Source organism: Algoriphagus kandeliae (genome assembly GCF_004571135.1).
Taxonomy (GTDB): domain Bacteria; phylum Bacteroidota; class Bacteroidia; order Cytophagales; family Cyclobacteriaceae; genus Algoriphagus; species Algoriphagus kandeliae.
On record NZ_SPSB01000001.1, the window covers coordinates 78,297 to 95,808 of the forward strand.

Annotated in this window: 13 protein-coding genes and 1 tRNA gene; 4 read left to right on the top strand and 10 right to left on the bottom strand. The window is 40.8% G+C overall.

The genetic code is table 11. The features are described 5' to 3' along the window. Position 1: 1 nt before the first annotated feature. The 7 genes from E4S40_RS00360 to E4S40_RS00390 all read right to left on the bottom strand — a co-directional run bounded on the left by E4S40_RS00360 (position 2) and on the right by E4S40_RS00390 (position 10,392). Positions 2-2,029: a thioredoxin domain-containing protein gene (locus tag E4S40_RS00360; protein ID WP_135069176.1), complete on the bottom strand. Its 2,028-nt coding sequence runs from the start codon at positions 2,027-2,029 to the stop codon at positions 2-4. A gap of 48 nt (positions 2,030-2,077) precedes the next feature. After that, entirely contained in the window at positions 2,078-3,055 is a 978-nt protein-coding gene (locus E4S40_RS00365) for a GSCFA domain-containing protein (RefSeq protein WP_135069179.1), read from the bottom strand. A 344-nt stretch (positions 3,056-3,399) separates the two neighbouring features. Then, positions 3,400-4,137, bottom strand: coding sequence for a DUF1835 domain-containing protein (locus E4S40_RS00370; RefSeq protein ID WP_135069181.1), 738 nt, complete (start codon positions 4,135-4,137; stop codon positions 3,400-3,402). Further along, positions 4,134-4,559 carry a DUF1801 domain-containing protein gene (locus E4S40_RS00375; protein WP_135069184.1) on the bottom strand — a complete coding sequence of 142 codons (426 nt, stop codon included), beginning with the start codon at positions 4,557-4,559 and terminating at the stop codon, positions 4,134-4,136. Before E4S40_RS00375 ends, E4S40_RS00370 begins: the two co-directional genes overlap by 4 nt. A 3-nt stretch (positions 4,560-4,562) precedes the next feature. Then, complete coding sequence (locus E4S40_RS00380) at positions 4,563-6,632, bottom strand: S9 family peptidase (protein ID WP_135069187.1); 2,070 nt, start codon at positions 6,630-6,632, stop codon at positions 4,563-4,565. Between the two features lie 3 nt (positions 6,633-6,635). After that, complete coding sequence (locus E4S40_RS00385) at positions 6,636-7,946, bottom strand: D-alanyl-D-alanine carboxypeptidase (RefSeq protein ID WP_135069190.1); 1,311 nt, start codon at positions 7,944-7,946, stop codon at positions 6,636-6,638. Positions 7,947-8,112: 166 nt separating this feature from the next. Then, on the bottom strand, positions 8,113-10,392 hold the full coding sequence (locus E4S40_RS00390; RefSeq protein ID WP_135069193.1) for a sodium-translocating pyrophosphatase: 2,280 nt from the start codon (positions 10,390-10,392) through the stop codon (positions 8,113-8,115). A 199-nt stretch (positions 10,393-10,591) separates the two neighbouring features. Here E4S40_RS00390 and E4S40_RS00395 point away from each other — a divergent pair, with 199 nt between their 5' ends. The 4 genes from E4S40_RS00395 (at position 10,592) to E4S40_RS00410 (ending at position 12,009) form a co-directional block, all read left to right on the top strand. Then, positions 10,592-10,867 (top strand): hypothetical protein, encoded by a 276-nt coding sequence (locus tag E4S40_RS00395; protein ID WP_135069196.1) that lies wholly within the window; start codon positions 10,592-10,594, stop codon positions 10,865-10,867. A 33-nt stretch (positions 10,868-10,900) separates the two neighbouring features. Continuing rightward, entirely contained in the window at positions 10,901-11,311 is a 411-nt protein-coding gene (locus E4S40_RS00400) for a DUF4174 domain-containing protein (RefSeq protein ID WP_135069199.1), read from the top strand. 97 nt (positions 11,312-11,408) lie between these two features. Beyond that, on the top strand, positions 11,409-11,642 hold the full coding sequence (locus E4S40_RS00405; protein WP_135069202.1) for a hypothetical protein: 234 nt from the start codon (positions 11,409-11,411) through the stop codon (positions 11,640-11,642). A gap of 292 nt (positions 11,643-11,934) precedes the next feature. Then, positions 11,935-12,009, top strand: a tRNA-Pro gene (locus tag E4S40_RS00410). 49 nt (positions 12,010-12,058) lie between these two features. Here E4S40_RS00410 and E4S40_RS00415 read toward each other — a convergent pair. From E4S40_RS00415 to E4S40_RS00425, 3 genes are all read right to left on the bottom strand, one after another. Continuing rightward, positions 12,059-13,726, bottom strand: coding sequence for a formate--tetrahydrofolate ligase (locus tag E4S40_RS00415; protein ID WP_135069205.1), 1,668 nt, complete (start codon positions 13,724-13,726; stop codon positions 12,059-12,061). A gap of 151 nt (positions 13,727-13,877) precedes the next feature. Beyond that, the gene (locus E4S40_RS00420) at positions 13,878-16,553 is read right to left on the bottom strand and encodes a carboxypeptidase-like regulatory domain-containing protein (protein WP_135069208.1); all 2,676 of its coding nucleotides are present in this window, start codon (positions 16,551-16,553) and stop codon (positions 13,878-13,880) included. 37 nt (positions 16,554-16,590) lie between these two features. Then, positions 16,591-17,424 carry a GLPGLI family protein gene (locus E4S40_RS00425; protein ID WP_135069211.1) on the bottom strand — a complete coding sequence of 278 codons (834 nt, stop codon included), beginning with the start codon at positions 17,422-17,424 and terminating at the stop codon, positions 16,591-16,593. Positions 17,425-17,512 lie beyond the last annotated feature (88 nt).

Genomic DNA, 17,512 nt, shown 5'->3' on the forward strand with positions numbered 1-17,512 from the left:
ATCAATTCAATTTGGGTAATTGCGAAATGGCATCTTCAACCTGCGAGACCGGTCTTCGGCATGCATGGTCGAAGCAGACATAAATTAAGGCATTTCCTGTCGAATCGGGAGTTTTCCCTTGTAAAATTGGGGCATTTTCTGTCACTTCCTCATTCCAGGCTACTACCAGATTTGATGGAGCTTTTCGAAGCAACTCCAAAGCCTTTTCTTTAGCACCGATTCCAATAATTCCGATTTCCGCAGTCGGGACAACTTGCTCCAATAAAAAGCTTGCCCAATTACTCAAGAATCCAGGATCCTTGAGGATCAAATCTTTCATTTTGCTAAGCATGGCTCTCGATATCTCGGCATATTTTTCCTCATAAGTGAGTAAGGAAAGTTTGTGAAGATTTCGAGCCATAATGGAATTTGAAGCCGGAATGACATTGTCAAAAAGCTCCTTTTTATTCGCGATCAATTTTTCAGCCTTTGGATCATTGAAGAAGAAAAATCCTTCATTTTCATCAAAAAAGTGATCCATGCAAAATGACGTTAAATCCTCTCCAAATTTTAGATAGGTTATATTTCCACTGACTTCAAAAGCCGTCAAGGATGCTTTGATAACAGCCGCATAATCTTCCAAAAAAGCAGGGGTATAGGTCGAACCGTTTTTGTAAGTGCGATGCAAAACCCCATCGATAATCATATGTTCCCGGATGAAGTCCAAATTGTTTAAGGCTAAATCAATAGCTTTTTCATTTCCAGTAGCCAAATAGGCTTGAATTAATCCTGAGGACATTAATCCATTCCAGCCTGCTATAATTTTATCGTCTTTACCAGGGAAAATCCGCTCATTTCTAACTTTTAAAAGAGTGGCTTTTACTTCAGCAAGCTTTTGCAAAAGTTCATCTTTTGACATATTGAATTCGCTGGCCACAGATTCATAATCTGAGGTCTGAAACAAAATATTCACTCCATCTTCCCAATTTCCGTGAATTTTGAGGTTGTAAAGTTTGCGCAACCAAGGCAACTCATCGCCAACTAATTGTTCCAATTCGGAATATCGCCAAGTGTAAAATTTTCCTTCAACGCCTTCACTATCTGCATCTTGAGCTGCGTGAAATCCTCCTTTTTCATCAAGCATTTCTGCTTGTAGCCATTGAATGGTTTCTTCAATTTTTTCCAGAAAAAAGCCGTCTTTACTCAGTTGATAGGCTTTGGAATACAATTCCAGAAGTTGCCCGTTATCATAGAGCATTTTTTCAAAGTGAGGAGCAAACCATTCCCCATCCACTGAGTAGCGGGCAAATCCACCTCGGACATGGTCATAAATTCCTCCCATTCCGATTTTTTTCAATGTGAAATAGACCGCTTCTTTTAAATCTTCTCGTTGACTGAGCTGGGCATAGTCGAGCACAAAATTCCAGATAACCGGCATGGGGAATTTTGGAATACGGTTCATTCCTCCCCATTCTTTGTCAAATTGGGAATTGAGTTTGGTGATGATTTCTACTAAATCATCCGCGCTTGCTTCTTCATCACTCGCTACAATTCCATATTTCTCGATTTCGGACCGATTCAATGATCGTCCAAATCCTTCTGCACTTTTAGCTAATTGATCAGCATGGTTTTTAAAGGCGTTGCCAATATTAGCGAGGAGACGTGTCCATTGTTCATTTCTGAAATAAGTCCCCCCATAAAAAGGCTTTTGATTTGGCATTAAAAAGACATTCAGTGGCCAGCCACCCTGCAAGCCCATGGCCTGCACCGCGTCCATGTAAATATTATCCAAATCAGGTCGTTCTTCCCGATCGATTTTGATGCAGACAAAATACTCATTCATCAACTCCGCCGTAACCTCATCCTCAAAGCTTTCACGTTCCATTACATGACACCAATGGCAAGCGGAATAGCCGATAGAGACCAAGATGGGCTTGTTTTCGACTTCTGCTTTTTTTAGAGCTTCTGGTCCCCAAGGATACCAATCAACTGGATTGTGGGCATGTTGTAAAAGGTAGGGGCTTTGGCTATGGATAAGACGGTTAGGCATAGTTATGAGGTTGTAAAGTTGAAAAGAATGAAAAAGACCTTCCGGTTTTTAGCTAGTTTTCAGTTGGCTTTTGACTCTTTCTATTTCAATTGAAAAATCGAATTCTGAATTTAATCGTTCCAGTTTGCCGAGTAAGTTTTGAAGAAATTTCCGATGAGATTCCGAATGGGGATTCAATGGGCGATGAGCCAATTCTCGCATAACTTTAGCTATTTCATTTACTTTTTGTTGGGTTTCTGAAGAGAAATAAGTTTTCATCCATTTTTCCCAGATATAGTTTTCTGCTTCTTCTGTGGGATGTATTCTATCTTCCTTGTAGAAGCGATAATCCCGCAATTCATCCATCATGATTTCATAAGATGGAAAGTAGGCGAAAGAATCGAATTCCTTCTCTAATTGATGACAAAGTACCCGGAGCAAACTTTTACTAAGCTGATTTTCAGGAATACCGTCTTTGATATGCCTTACCGGGCTGACTGTTAAGATTATATTTAGATTGGGGTTAATGCTTGTCAGTTCTTTGAATACTTCCTTCAAGGAAACTTTCATTTCCTCCAACTCAGTCAGTCGCTTTTGAAAAATTTTTTGCGGTTGTTTATGGCAATTGGCAACTCTTCTGGAGTTCTTCAATTCATAAATCCAAGCAGTTCCAAAAGTCAAAATCAGATGGCTAACCTCTAATAAAGATTCTCTGGCAATTTCTAATTGCTTATTGAGTTTCTGGAGAAGGTCTTCCTTACTGATTCCAAATAGATCCGAATGAGCCGAATAATGAAAATAATTTCCTTCCCTTTCCACGATCAGGTTTTCATCGATTGGGCCTTTTTCGAGAGCCATTTTCAGCAGGTCGGCTAGAGCCATAGGGTGAAAAATGGTGCCAAATGGATTGATCGAAATGTCGAATTTGTGCGCTTCCATTTTTGTACCCATGCTTTGAGCAAAGCAGGAACCCATGCTCAGGATTTTGGACTGATGGGAGATAGGAAGAGGAGATGGTGGAATATCAAATTCGGTAAACCAATGCATGGCATGAAGTTAATAAAACTGATGTTAGGTTTTACTGAACCTGCAATTATCCAAGGAGGTTAGGTTAGGGATAATCATTTCCTTATCTGTTGAAGAAAGATCAAAAACCTCGAGTAAAATTTAATTGATGCTTGCCTAGGTTTTATTTCCCTATTTTTAGAATTCCGGAAAATCAGATTGTTTTTTGCCACATAGCATCATAAGGAACATAGTTTTTGATATTCTTTATCAGCTGCTAAATGAATTCAAAGCGCTTTTTTCCTGGAATATTGTCTATGTATTCTATGTGACTATGTGGTTTCCTATAACTCACTACGTTAAAAATGAAGACCGCATTTTACCTTTCAATTCCAAAGATTGATTTCATCCCAAAGTCTTTTAACCTGCAAATCTCCCATCCCATAGATGGGCAGTCGTTTCTGGAATTCACGGAAAATAATTCCAAAATCATCCGTTTGGAATTCTTTCTGAATGTCTTTCAAGGTTTGGACCGGTTTGCCGGGGAAATCACCAAGGGGAACCATATTTCGCCAAGCTCCTAGAGCAGGTAATAAGAAAGGGGATTTTAACTTGAATTTTTCTGCTAGTTGAATTGCTTCGAAAACTTCGGCCTTTTGAAAATGAGTCCATAATTCAGCGAACAGATGAAAATCTTCCTTTTGTAATTGAATAGGTGAATGAAATCTTTCAATTAAACCTTCAGTATCCAATGCAGCAAAACTATAAGGGTGTTCTGAACCCGGAGTCACAAGGAAGGCTTCGTCTTTGACAGCCGAAAGCAAATCGATAGCTTTCCACAAGTTGACTTGGCAAAAAAGATCTTCTTCAAACCATAGAAAGACCTCAGTATGAGATGTTATTTCCTTGATCTTTAAAATTTCAGCCTTGCTGTAGGAATCATAATCTGTATTCTGTCCAAAATCAGATTGTATAAATTCTTTTCGGAGTTGCCAGAATTCTTCCTCTGATTTTCCATTTACAGGTCCGTCTAGTAGACATTCCCTAAAGATGATTTTTTCACCGGTAATCTCTTTTGGAAAATGCTCAAAAAGGGCGTCTCCATTTAGGATATGAACCCTCATTTTGTAGGGTATTTGGCCTTCATGTAGTCATAGGATTTTTTGATCAACTCTCTCAAAATAGTTTCGTTTACATCAGCCAATTTATTGATATAAAGGCAGGAGGCCCCTGTTTTATGTTTTCCAAGTTTGGCAAAAAGCTCATCAAAACTAGTTTCCATGCAACCTAAAAGATAAACTGATAGCGAAATTTTTCTAGGAGAAAAGCCAACGATCAAAAAGTCTCCTTCCCGTCCAGAATCATATTTGTAATGATATTGACCGAAACCCACGATGGAAGGTCCCCACATCACGGCTTTTTCCCCTGTTACTTCTTCCATAATTTGCTTGATGCGAAATGCATCTTCCCGTTTTTTTGGTGATTCCACTTTATTGAGGAAATCTTCCACCGAGGCATCAGTTGGTTGTGTTTTATTTTCGGCCATAGATCAGTCAATTAGGTGTTTTTTTAGAAAATCAGCTGTTGCGCTGGAAACCTGAATCATGTTTTGCCATTTCATCCAATGGTGGGTGTCTCCTGGGATTAAAATTGCCTCGTAAGGTTTTCCTAATTCGTCAAATCGTCGAATCAAATCTGTGGTTTGGGATACGTTTACATTCCGATCATCATCCGAATGGATAAATAAAACCGGACTTGTCCAAGTTTCAATATCAGCAATAGGAGAGGACTTCCAGGCTACCTCCAAAGCCTTTTTATAGTCGGGCGCAACTTCATAGCCTTCAGGCAAATCATAGCGTCCATCGAGGTCATGAACTCCATGTATATCTACCCCAACTTTGAATAATTCGGAATCTCGAGCTAGTGCCAAGGCCGTCAAAAACCCACCATAACTTCCGCCGTAAATACCAATTTTATTTTCATCAACCTGAGGCAGGCTTGCTAAAAATTCTCCTCCAGACTTTATGTCTTGATATTCAACTGCCCCTTGGTAATAGCCATAAGCGGGTCTATGAAATTCATATCCATAGCCAATTCCCAATCTGTAATTCACAGAAAGGACAACAAATCCCAACTCTGCCAAATATTGATTTAGAGCGTAAGTATTAGTGTAATAATCCATATAGCTCCAACCGAGCAGCATTTGGCGCTGAGGTCCACCATGGACAAAAATTACTCCTGGTTTTTGGGAAGGACCTCCTTCCTTTTCGAAAAGCTGACCATAGACTGTCGTTCCGTCGGAAGCTTGGAATTTGACCTGCTTGGGAGTAACGAGAGATTTCTTAGGAAAATCACTCGGAATTAGATCTTCCTGAAGTAAAATGATTTGGTCTTTGGTTTTCAGGGTGACCAAATGTGGTCTTTGAGCTGTAGCAGAGAAAAATGCTAAGTTTCCATCCTTCAAGGCTACAGGGTAGGCCTCAATTCCTTCTCCTGAAGTTTCCCAGTTTAGTTTTTTGCTAGCTAAATCTACCCAACCAATATGCCTGCGATCTCTATCCAATTCGCTCTTGCCAAAGTTCGCGGAAAAGAGAACCCTTTTCCCATCAGGACTCAGTTTGATTTGCTCAACCATGTAATCTCCGGGTGTAAGAAGCGTTTCTTTTTTGCTTTGCAAATCCAAGCTGTAGAGGTGCTGCCAACCATCATGATAGGATTCGAAAATCAGTTCCTTTTCATTTGGATAGGAGAAAAAGAAATAGCGATACGAACCTCTCAAGGTTTCTGGTGCTTTCCAAAGCATTTCAGCTTCACCAGTTGTAACATCGGCATGCCAAATTTCCCATGGTACATGTCTGGGTTCTAACAGTGGAAAAGCGGCTCCACTTCCTCCCAAAGTTTTGATAAAAGCGATTTTGCTTCCGTCGGGAGACCACTTTGGCTGGGAATAGCGATGAAAAGATGGAGCAATGAATTGGATAGGCGTATTTTCATCCCGGTAAATTCCAATTAATTGATGGCCCCCGCGATTGACTGTGAAAGCAAGGCTTTTTCCATCCGGAGAATATTCCATGGAAGTGACATTCCCCTTGATTTCAAAAAGTTGCTTAGGAGCTTCTATATTATGTGTAGTAGTTTCCCAGACTTGCCCATTTTTTAGGAATAAAATGGTATTTGACGGTCCAAGATGTATGTTATCTCCTACAGTAATTTCCTCAATCATCCTTGAAGCCAGATCAATAGAATGGATTTCCACTTTTGGGAGTTTGGGAAGATTTTCGGCATTGACCGTAGAGGAAGCATTACCTCCTCCATGATCACCACCTCGCACAAAAACCAAGTATTCTCCATCGGGTGTAAAGCTCAAACTGGTGATTTCTTGTCCATCATCTTTGTCAAAGAAGGTGAGTTTTTCAGGCTTGAATTCCGGTGCTTTGGCGTAATAAATATTTCGCTTTCCCCGCTCATATAATGCCCAGGCGAGTTGAGTTCCGGATTGATCTGAAGTTAACTCAGAAGGAAAGGTGAATTTTCCTACTTGCTCCATTGTAAATGACTGAGAGAGCAGGTTTTGAGTGATGAAGAAAAAACAGAGAATTGAAAGGAGATATTTATTCATGGTCTAGTAGGTATCATGGATGAGGTATAGCACTTTTTGAAGTTCCTTTTTGAGATCATTAGAGGGAATTTGGTAATTATTCATCAAGCAGGAGAAATGAAGGATTTTCCCGCTTTTGGTGATGAGGTAACCACTTAGGGCATTGGACATGCTGAGAGTTCCTGTTTTTGCATAAATGTACGGAGGTTGACCCGGGTCTGATGGATACCAATTTCGGATCGTGCCCGATTCTCCTCCAGCTGGAAAGTAGGCTTCAATTTTCTCTAAAGGAACTTGTTCTCGTATTTTTCCCAAAAGAGCAATAATGGATCTGGGAGTAAACATATTTCGGGAAGAGAGACCAGAACCATCATACCACATCGGTTCATCTGGTAGATCTTCCAATAGGTTTTCCTTTGCATAATCAATAGCCTCTCTTGTGCTCAGGTGGTTGTTTAATTGATCAGAGACAAGTAGCAATAATTGTTCGGCCAGGAAATTATCACTGATTTTCATCATCTGGGCATAAAGGCTGTCTGCTGGTGCAGTTTCAAGTTTTATAGGGTCAAAATTGAAATATCGGTCGTTTTTGATAGCTGTGATTTTTTTATCCAAAACCTCACTGAGCATTTGAGCGGTCAATTCTGCTGAAGTGATAAAAGGAATATCCCGCTCGAATTCCTCCATTTCAATTTCATCTGAAATCTCATAGGTGAATTTGTTTTCAAACCTTTCTCTGCTAAACCTAAATCCACTCCAATCATTCGTTTGCTTGGCTGTTAAAAGAGGCTTAAATCGCTCTGGGTAAATTGAAAAAAGACTTGCATCCATCTTAGAATTAAAGCGCACTACATTTCCATAAATGGGAAAAGCCGATCGTTCGGTAGCATAGTAGTACGGATACCAATCCCAAGCCCATCCTGGGCCAAAGGCATTAACCTGATCAAAATTATCAAGAAGATAGAGCCCCTTGTTGCTGGATTTCAGAAACTCGATGACCTTATCATTCTTAAAATCCGGATGCAATAGGCTCGGATCACCTGTTCCCCAAAAAATCAAAGAATCTCCTCTTTCCAGATAGTTGAGCCCATTCACCAAGCCATCTCCCAAAACAGTATAGGCAGTATAAAAGGTGAAGAGTTTTGTATTTGATGCTGGAATAAAGTACTTGTCTTCATTGATGGCTACCAGCGGTTTTTCTTTTGCAGGATCCACCAACATAAATCCCAGATGTCCTTTTTCAAAAACATCAGATTTTGAAAAAGATTTCTGAATTTTTTGTACCGTACAGGAAGCTGATAACAGAAATATCAGCAAGGGGAGGAGTTTCTTCATAAGCTTAAATTAAAAAAAAGTCTCCTGCTTTTGGGCTAGGGCATCCCAGATAGTGTTGAAATTTTCGATACTTAAAACACCTTATTACAAATAGATGAGAATTATTGAAAACAAAAAAAGGCTACCATTTTCAAAATGGTAGCCTTTCCAAAAAGGTTGAAATAAATTATTTCACCACCGTTTTGGTTTCAGTGACGATCTTCTTTCCGTCTTCGTACTTGATTTCTTTTTTGACTTCGACTACTTTGGCATCTGCGATTTCCCCATGAGAATCATGAGAAGATAGTAATGGAGCAATTACTAATCCTACCAAACAGGTCAACTTGATCAAGATGTTCATGGATGGACCAGATGTATCTTTAAATGGATCTCCGACAGTATCTCCGGTTACAGCTGCTTTGTGAGCTTCCGAACCTTTGAAGGTCATTTGTCCATCTATCATTACACCGGCTTCAAATGATTTTTTTGCATTATCCCATGCACCACCAGCATTGTTTTGGAAGATAGCCCACATTACCCCAGAAACTGTAACACCTGCCATATATCCACCAAGAACCTCAGCAGCAAGCATGGTATCTCCTGTCGTAAGTTGTGTTAAAAACGCGATTAAGATTGGAGAAACAATAGTCAATAAACCAGGAAGCATCATCTCCTTCAAAGAAGCAGTCGTCGAGATCTCTACGCACTTGTCGTACTCAGGTTCTGCTTTACCTTCCATGATACCAGGGATCTCTCTAAACTGACGTCGTACTTCCTTGACCATTGCCATTGCCGCTTTACCTACAGAGCTCATTGCCAGTGCGGAAAATACTACTGGAATCATCGCTCCGACAAAAAGAGCAGCAAGAACAGGGGCTTTGAAAATGTTAATTCCATCAATTCCTGTAAAGGTTACGTAAGCTGCAAAAAGAGCAAGCGCTGTCAGGGCTGCAGAAGCAATCGCAAAACCTTTACCAATTGCTGCAGTAGTATTTCCAACAGAGTCAAGAATATCTGTTCGCTCTCGTACTTCTTTTGGTAATTCACTCATTTCGGCGATACCACCTGCATTATCAGCAATTGGACCGAAGGCATCGATAGCCAACTGCATTGCTGTGGTAGCCATCATGGCAGATGCAGCAATCGCTACCCCGTAGAAACCTGCGAAAGCATATGCTCCCCAGATTGCACCGGCAAAAAGAAGTACTGGTGCGAAAGTGGACATCATACCCTGAGAAAGGCCTGCGATGATATTGGTTGCAGCTCCTGTAGATGAGTTTTGAATAATGGTCATCACAGGCTTTTTGCCCATTCCGGTATAGTATTCTGTAAAGTAGCTAATCAAACCTCCAACGGCTAAGCCTATTAATACGGCAGCAAATACGTTGAATGAACTTACGGTTTGCAAACCTTTACCGAAGAATGTCATTTGCATTTCTGCAGGTAGCATCCAATCAATGATGAAATAAGAAGCAATACCTGTTAAGATGATCGATCCCCAGTTTCCTTTATTCAATGCCGCCTGTACTTGTGCTTCTTTTGCATTGTTGTCACTAATCTTGATAAACCAAGAACCTACGATAGAGAAAATGATACCGATACCGGCAATCAAAACTGGTAATAGGATTGGCCCCATTCCGCCAAAGGCGTCATTCATTGGTGAGCCATTGTTGATATCGTTAATCAGGTAATTACCTAATACCATTGCTGCCAACATGGTGGCTACGTAAGAACCGAAAAGGTCAGCACCCATTCCGGCAACATCACCGACGTTATCACCTACGTTATCTGCAATTGTAGCAGGGTTACGTGGGTCATCTTCTGGAATTCCAGCCTCTACTTTACCAACCAAGTCAGCACCTACATCCGCGGCTTTAGTATAAATACCTCCTCCCACACGAGCAAAAAGGGCAATGGATTCAGCACCTAGCGAGAAACCGGCAAGTGTTTCAAGAACGATAGTCATTTCCATGTAGAATGATTGCTCACCGGTAATGAAAAATTGAACGAGAAGTGCAAGCAGTAAAGAAAGACCGAATACGGCCAATCCCGCAACACCAAGACCCATAACGGTACCCCCTCTAAATGAAACCTGAAGGGCTTTTGGTAAGCTGGTTCTTGCAGCTTGTGTTGTTCTTACATTGGCGTCTGTTGCTATTCGCATCCCGATGTTACCGGCAATAGCTGAGAATACTGCTCCGATTACAAAGGCCACAACGATGAACCAATGGGTAGTTTCAACCAACATTGAAACAATACCTAGCAGAATTCCCGCTACGACAACGAAAATGGATAGCATTCTGTATTCAGCTGCTAAGAATGCCATAGCTCCTTCTTTGACGTAACCAGCAAGCTTTTTCATGTTTTCTTCACCCTGATCTTGCTTGTTTACCCATGTTCTTAAATAGAACATATAGGCTAATCCGATTACCCCAAAAGCTGGTAAAATGTAGATTAAGTTTTCCATTTATTTTTTTCTTTTGACTCCTTGGATAAATAATTTGGCAAATATAGGACTTCTAACTTTCCAGCCAACTGGTAAAATATTTTCTGTTTTGTGATTTTTGCACAAGTTTTTTTTAAAAACTGATAATATTACTAGGCTTTTCAGGCTTAATTTTTAGAATTTGTCTAAAAAAATGACAATTCATCAAAATCATATCTAAATGAATGTTCAGCAATTCAAAAGGTTGGAACAACCAGATCCTTCTTTTTCACCTGAATTATTAGCCTTATGGTGGGATTTTCATGGGAATTGGGACATGGCACATTCTCAGGTTGATCATCTTTCAGGAAAGCTTTCGGCCAGGGTTCATGCCTACCTTCATCGAAAGGAAGGAGACCTCTGGAATGCAGATTATTGGTATCGAATAGCAGGTGAGGAGCGGCCTACTTATTCCTTGGATAGGGAATGGGAGGAACTGCTTGAGCGGTTGTTGTAACAAACATTCGGATGATTCGGATGTTTTCAAAACATGAACTTTCTTATCCCTTTGTTGATGGTTTTAAGTTTGGATATTTCTCAGCCGAAAGGCTTGAAGGATTTTCGCTGGGAAAAGCGGATTCTATTATTTTTTGATTGTTCTGAAGATTCTTGTGTGGACTTTAAAGAATATGAAAGCAAGATTTCAGAAAGGAAGCTCCTGATTGTGCGATTTGAGGGTCAAAATCTCGTTCAGAATTCAGAGGAAATCGATCTCGAAAAAGATTCATTTTTAAAAGTAAAAAACAAGGAAAAAGGTGGAAGTCAATGGTATCTCATTGGGTTGGATGGAGGTGTAAAAGCTTCCGGGAAACAATCAGAATTTGATTGGGATTGGATTTTTAGAAAGATTGATTCCATGCCCATGAGACAAAGTGAAATCAGAATAGGAGTGAAAAATTGAAATTAAACCCCCGAAAAATACCCATTTTAGGGGATGTTTTCGTGTTTTTTAGATCCGTAATTTAGGGGTCTGTTTTTGCTTGAAATTTAATCAGACTATGAAATTCTTTTATATCTCCTCTGAACCTAATCAGGATAATTTATTTGAAATTCACGATCGCGATTGTCCTCAAATTCCAAATGCGATCAATAGGGATTATTTAGGTCCTTTTAATAACGGTTCTGAAGCTCTCCGTACAGCAAGCAGAAATAAGACTAATGTGACCCTTTGTGGATCCTGCTGTCAGGGAGAGACTGCCTCAATTATCTTCAAAGATAAAATCTCTCACTAGTACTTTTTCTTCCTTTTTGGGATAGCTATAATTTCATAGCTAAAATGGATTTTTTCTTTGAATCTTTTAGATTTGCCTCCCGCAAAGGAGAGATTTAAAATAGGGAGGCACCTTTCTTTCAAAATTTCTCTATTTTCTTTTAGCGGGGTGTGACGCATCACGATATGTATCGGGACGGTTAGTGTATCCTGATTGGAAGAATGGTTACATGTTCAAATCTTAAAGAAGAGTTGAATTAGCTAAAAGTTTAATAGAATTGATTTTCAGTACTTGAAAATTAGAAGTATTAATTCGGGGTGTGGCGCAGTCCGGTTAGCGTACACGTCTGGGGGGCGTGTGGTCGCAGGTTCAAATCCTGTCACCCCGACTTGAAAATGATGGAGCTACGATTTTAATTATCGTAGCTCCTTTTTATTTTAAAACAACCCTGAAATTACTCCATCCGGTGAGATATCTACTTGCTCCGCGGCTGGGGTTTCGGATAGGCCTGGCATCCTTAGAATTTCACCTGCAATTGGAATCAAAAAACCCGCACCTGCAGCAATCTCGAATTCCCGAATGGTAATCTTAAAATCACGGGGCCTTCCGATTAACTTTTCTTGATCACTGATGCTTTTCTGGGTTTTGGCGATGCAGACAGGTAGGTGATTATATCCCAGCCTATCGATTTTCTTGAGTTGGCTTTGAGCCTTCGCTGAAAGAACTACTCCGGATGCACCATAGATGGTTCGGCTGACTTTCTTAATTTTTTCTTCTACCGAATCATCCAATGCATAGGTCGGCTTGAATTTGTATTGGCAATTTTCAGCAGCTTTAATGACAAGTTTGCCAAGATTAAGACAGCCCTCTCCGCCTTTTTCCCATCCCTCACTCAAAGCCACAGGAATACCCAAATTCTCACAATATTCCAACAGTAGCTGCTTTTCGGCTGCTGTATCACTACTAAAGACATTTACGGCTACTACTACTGGAATCCCAAAACTTCTAAGACTTTCTAAGTGATGCAACAAATTCGGCAACCCTTTTTCCAATGCTTCTAGATCCTCTGAAGTCAGTTCCTTAAGTGGTTTTCCTCCGTGGTATTTTAATGCGCGAATGGTCGCAACTAGAACTGTTGCTTTTGGAGAAATACCTGCTTCGCGACATTTGATATTGAAAAACTTTTCAGCTCCAAGATCGGAACCGAAACCCGCCTCAGTCACAACATAATCCCCTAAGCTCAGGCCCATTTTTGTAGCGATGATGCTGTTGGTTCCCTGTGCGATATTGGCAAAAGGGCCGCCATGAATCAAAGCAGGGTGATGTCCCAAAGTCTGTACCAAATTAGGCTTGATAGCTTCTTTCATCAAAGTAGCCATAGCCCCTTCTGCTTTCAGGTCACCTGCATACACAGGGCTTTCATCAAAGCGATCACCAACGTAAATACTAGCAAAACGCTTTTTTAGATCTTCCAAGTCTTTGCTCATGCAAAGGATAGCCATTACCTCGCTGGCTGCAGTGATATTGAATCCGGTTTCTCGAGGAATTCCACCGGTTTTTCCTCCTAGACCAGTAACGATTCCACGAAGTGCCCGGTCATTCATATCCATGACTCGCTTCCACAAAACGGTTCGGGGATCAATGCCAAGGTTTCTGGTTTTACTTTGAATATTATTATCAATCAGGGCAGATAGAAGATTATTGGCTTTTTCAATTGCATGAAAATCCCCAGTAAAATGCAAGTTGATATCCTCCATAGGAATGACCTGCGACCAACCTCCTCCAGCTGCGCCTCCTTTGATTCCAAACACAGGACCCAAACTTGGCTCTCTGATAACTGCGATGGTATTTTTTTCTAATTGATTTAGTGCATCGGTTAAGCCAATGGTGACGGTGGTTTTTCCTTCTCCTGCGGGAGTAGGAGTGATGGCAGTAACTAAAATCAGATTGGATTGGGTGATTTTTTCTTCGTCAATTATGTCTAAGGATAGCTTGGCTTTGCAGCGTCCATAGATTTCAAAGTCCTCATCCGGAATCCCAAGCCTCTCTGTGATTTTGCGAATGGGCATGGGTTTGACGGATTTGGCTATTTCGAGGTCATTCATGGTCGTTTTTGTTTCAAAAAAAGGGTATAAATAGCTATCGAAGCCTGATTATTTTTTGTAAAAAAAATGATAGAAGTCAGTTAAAAATCAGGAAAAAGAAATTCCATTCTACCACCCTGGAAAGAGAGGAAGAATGGAAAGGATTTTTTCTTTACAGATCGTACTTTAAGGTAAGCAATCCGTATCTCGGTTGAACCAGGTAAGAGAAAGTACTAATGAGGTTTTCATTAAAGCTATCTCTACGAATAGATCGTGTGTCAAGCAGGTTCCATACGGAAACTTTTATTTCCCAAGGGCTACTTTTTCCTCGATAAGTCAAAAAGGCATTTAAGAAGTCAAAATCGCTTTGAGTTCCTGCGGCCCGATTTAGGTAGGTGTTGTAAGTATAATCCGCATTCAATTTCAGCCCCTTGAAAATGTCCAAATCTATTTCAATTCTTGGGCTATGTGTTGTAAATGTGTTTTCAAGATTTCCTGAATTATAGCGATTGGTAGTGAAAGAATAGGCAAAATCCACTTCCAAAACCTTAAAAAAGGTCGTCGTTAGCTTGGTGTCATAGGTTTGTGAAAATTGCTTATTCTGCGCCGGGAGATCATCCAGAAGCAAGTTGGTTGAAAAGGCATTCCAGTTTCCACCGACTTCGAATTTAAATTTATTCAAGGCCTTGTCTAGGCGAATATCCCCATTCAAAGTTTCATTAACAGGCTCAATATTTTGCAAAGAGAGGAGGCGATTGATCCCCGCAAAATCCGTAGAAGTCACGATTTCATCCCGCTTTCGTTGGTAATTCATGTTCCCAAAAACAGTCAGTCCAGAGAACATGTCGAAATGATTGTAACTCAAGTTGTGATTGGAAAAAAGCCCATTGTCCAAAGTTCGATTTCCCTGAAAAACCGCATTGTAATCCTGTAAAACTAGTCCCTGAGCTAATTTTTGGATATCCATAAAATTGGCTTCTACCTGATAGCGATAGGTTAGTGAACGGTTGGATTTGATATTCCATTTGGCATAGAGTCCCGGCAAAGCCAGAATTTTCCGGTAAGAAAGTTCATTCTCAAATTGCTGATCCTGCCAGGTGTAGCGATGAGCAAAAATTGATGGACTGATGATGAATTTCTTCCACTTGGTTTTCCAAGTCATTCCCACATACAGGTCCTGAAAGCCAAATTCGTTCTGATTGTCAAAGGCTTGGAATTCTTCATCGGAACCATCCTGATTCAATTCCCCTTCCAATTTTTGCTTGAATTGCTGGTATCCTAAAGACCAATTCAAATGATTGGTGGGGTTGAGGATGTAGTAATAATTGAATGCTCCCTCCAAGGTTCCGGTTCGAAGTTCCTGGGATTGAATCAATCGATATTGCTCTGCATCCGGAATGATTGCCAAACCTAGTATCGGCTTCAGATTCGTAGTTAGATCAAAAATTGGATCAGTGAATTTTCGTTCCCAATTCAACTCTGTGGAGAAAACGTGTCTTTCGGAAGGGGCATGATACCATTCGAATTTTTGCTGAATAGCATAAGGGTTCCGAGAGTTAATAGATGCCAGATTTTGCTGGTTTTGACCAAAATTAGACTGAAGTAAATTGATATTGCTGATGTCTGAAATTTTTCCAAAAGCACTGTATCGAACATAAGTTTCTTCCTTGGGCGTATAGGTCAGGGAGTATTTTCCCAAAGCTGATGCATTCTCAACTTCACTTGCAGAGGCAAGGGTTTCCTGGACATTTTCTCCAGAATTCAAATAGGTGCGGAAAGAGTTGCTGCCTAATTTATTTTTGGAAGCAGAGCCAATGAGGAAGCCGGCATGTCTCCAAGTTCTGCTTGGAGTGTAATTGAAATTGAGTGCTCCCAAATGGGTGTTGAGTTGGGCTGCATTCGTTCGATTGGCTAGTGGGATACCAATATCATCCCCGTTTAGTTGAACACGTGAACCTGATCGGGAACTTAGTCCTGCCAACCCTCCATTGAATCGAAAATAATCCTGAAGTGTGAAAGTTTGCTCGCCTACGTTATTGCTTCCTCCAATTAAGTTAAGATTGAGTTTTGGGGCATAGTAAAAGGCATTGGCATGTCCCAGGTATCGTTCTTTAGGTCCTCCTCCTGCTTCCAAATCTCCAAAAACCATATTCTTTTTCCCATCCTTCAATTGGATGTTCAAAGCAAGGGTTTCATTATTATCCAAACCACGAATAGGGGAAACCTCATTGAAATTTTTTAAAACCTGAACGCGGTCTACGGCATTCGCAGGTAGGTTTTTAGTTGCCAATTTGGTGTCTCCATCAAAGAAGGTTTTTCCATCCACTAAGACTTTATCGACTTTTTTTCCTTGCACTTTTACCTCACCGTTTTCATCCACTTGGAAGCCGGGGAGTTTTTCGAGTACATCTTCTAATTTCCGCTCATTCCCGGTGGTAAAAGCTTCTGTTTTGTATGTCAAGGTGTCTCCCTTCATGGTGACGGGTAGTTCGGAGACGACCTCTATCATTCCTAATTCTGTATCGGCTTGTTCTAAGGTGATCAAAAAAGGAGTTTCTGAATCCCATTCAGTCACGGACAATTCAAACTGTCGATAGCCTACGAATGAAACTCGTAAAAGGTATTCAGATCCGGGATTCAAAGTAATCTTGAATTTTCCTTCATCATTGGAAATTCCGAACCCGCCGATTTTCTGAGTGGATTGGTTGATGGCAACCACGTTGGCGTAGGGTATGGGGCGGTCAAGGGAATCCAAAACTCTTCCGGTTAAGGCTTTCCCTTGTCCCCATGCTGGAATCACTATTCCGGCGAAAAAAGAGAGCAAAAGCAATCGTTTCAAAAAAAGCATAGTTGGTTTAGTTTATAGATCTTTTTTTGGCTTTTGCTTAGTTGCTTATTCGGATAGTGAATCGGTTGCCATCGCCCGGCTTCCCTTGATAGCGATTCATCATTTGCTTCATTCCTTCCTCCTGAATTGCTCGGAATTCTTCTCGAGTTACTACTTTTCCACGGTCAGGTCGGACAATAGCAACTGGTTCGGCTGATGGATTCAATTCAATTCGTTCGCAGATAAGTACCCGACCTTCATTGTTCAACTCCAAAATCAATCCAGGCAGGCCGAAGTAATTCTCAGGACCATGTGGAACAGGGATTTCAGGAGTAAACCAAGCGGTAACTTCTAAAGTATCTTTCACAGCTTCCATTTCGGTCATTCCGGTTGAAAAGCGCTGGGAGTCCACAATTCGGGTGTACGTCGCCTTTTGGGCAGTATAATCTCCGATTTGCTTGGTTTCACCAGTCAATTCCCATTCAGCAGGCTCCAGTACATCTTTGATCAGAAAGTCTTTTCCCATCACATCTTGCTCCTGTTCATAGGTCTGCTCGGCGATATTTTTATAAAGGATACGGTCTTGACTTCCGGTATTGATGACAATTTGCATTCCTCCGGAGGAAGCGGTAGCTGGACCACCACCCAAGCTTTCTACTTGTTTCCAGTTAGACTCGATTGGAGTAAAGGAGAGTACATATTCCCGCTCCATTTGTTTTTTAAGTTGAGCTTGGATTTCCGCCATTTGATCTGGGTTCATCTGAGTTGAATCCATTTCAAACCTGAATGAGGAGGAGGATTTGTAATAGGCTCTTCCGGTAAGACCCTGAGAAAGGACCGAGCTAACGCTCCCCATCATAAAGGCAAGTAGAATAAGTAGTTTCGTCTTCATCGTGTTTCTGTTTTTTTAGCAAATCAATAAAGTTAGCAGAAAACAATCCGTTAAGCACTGTTAACGAGTGTTAACCCCCGTTTTTTGG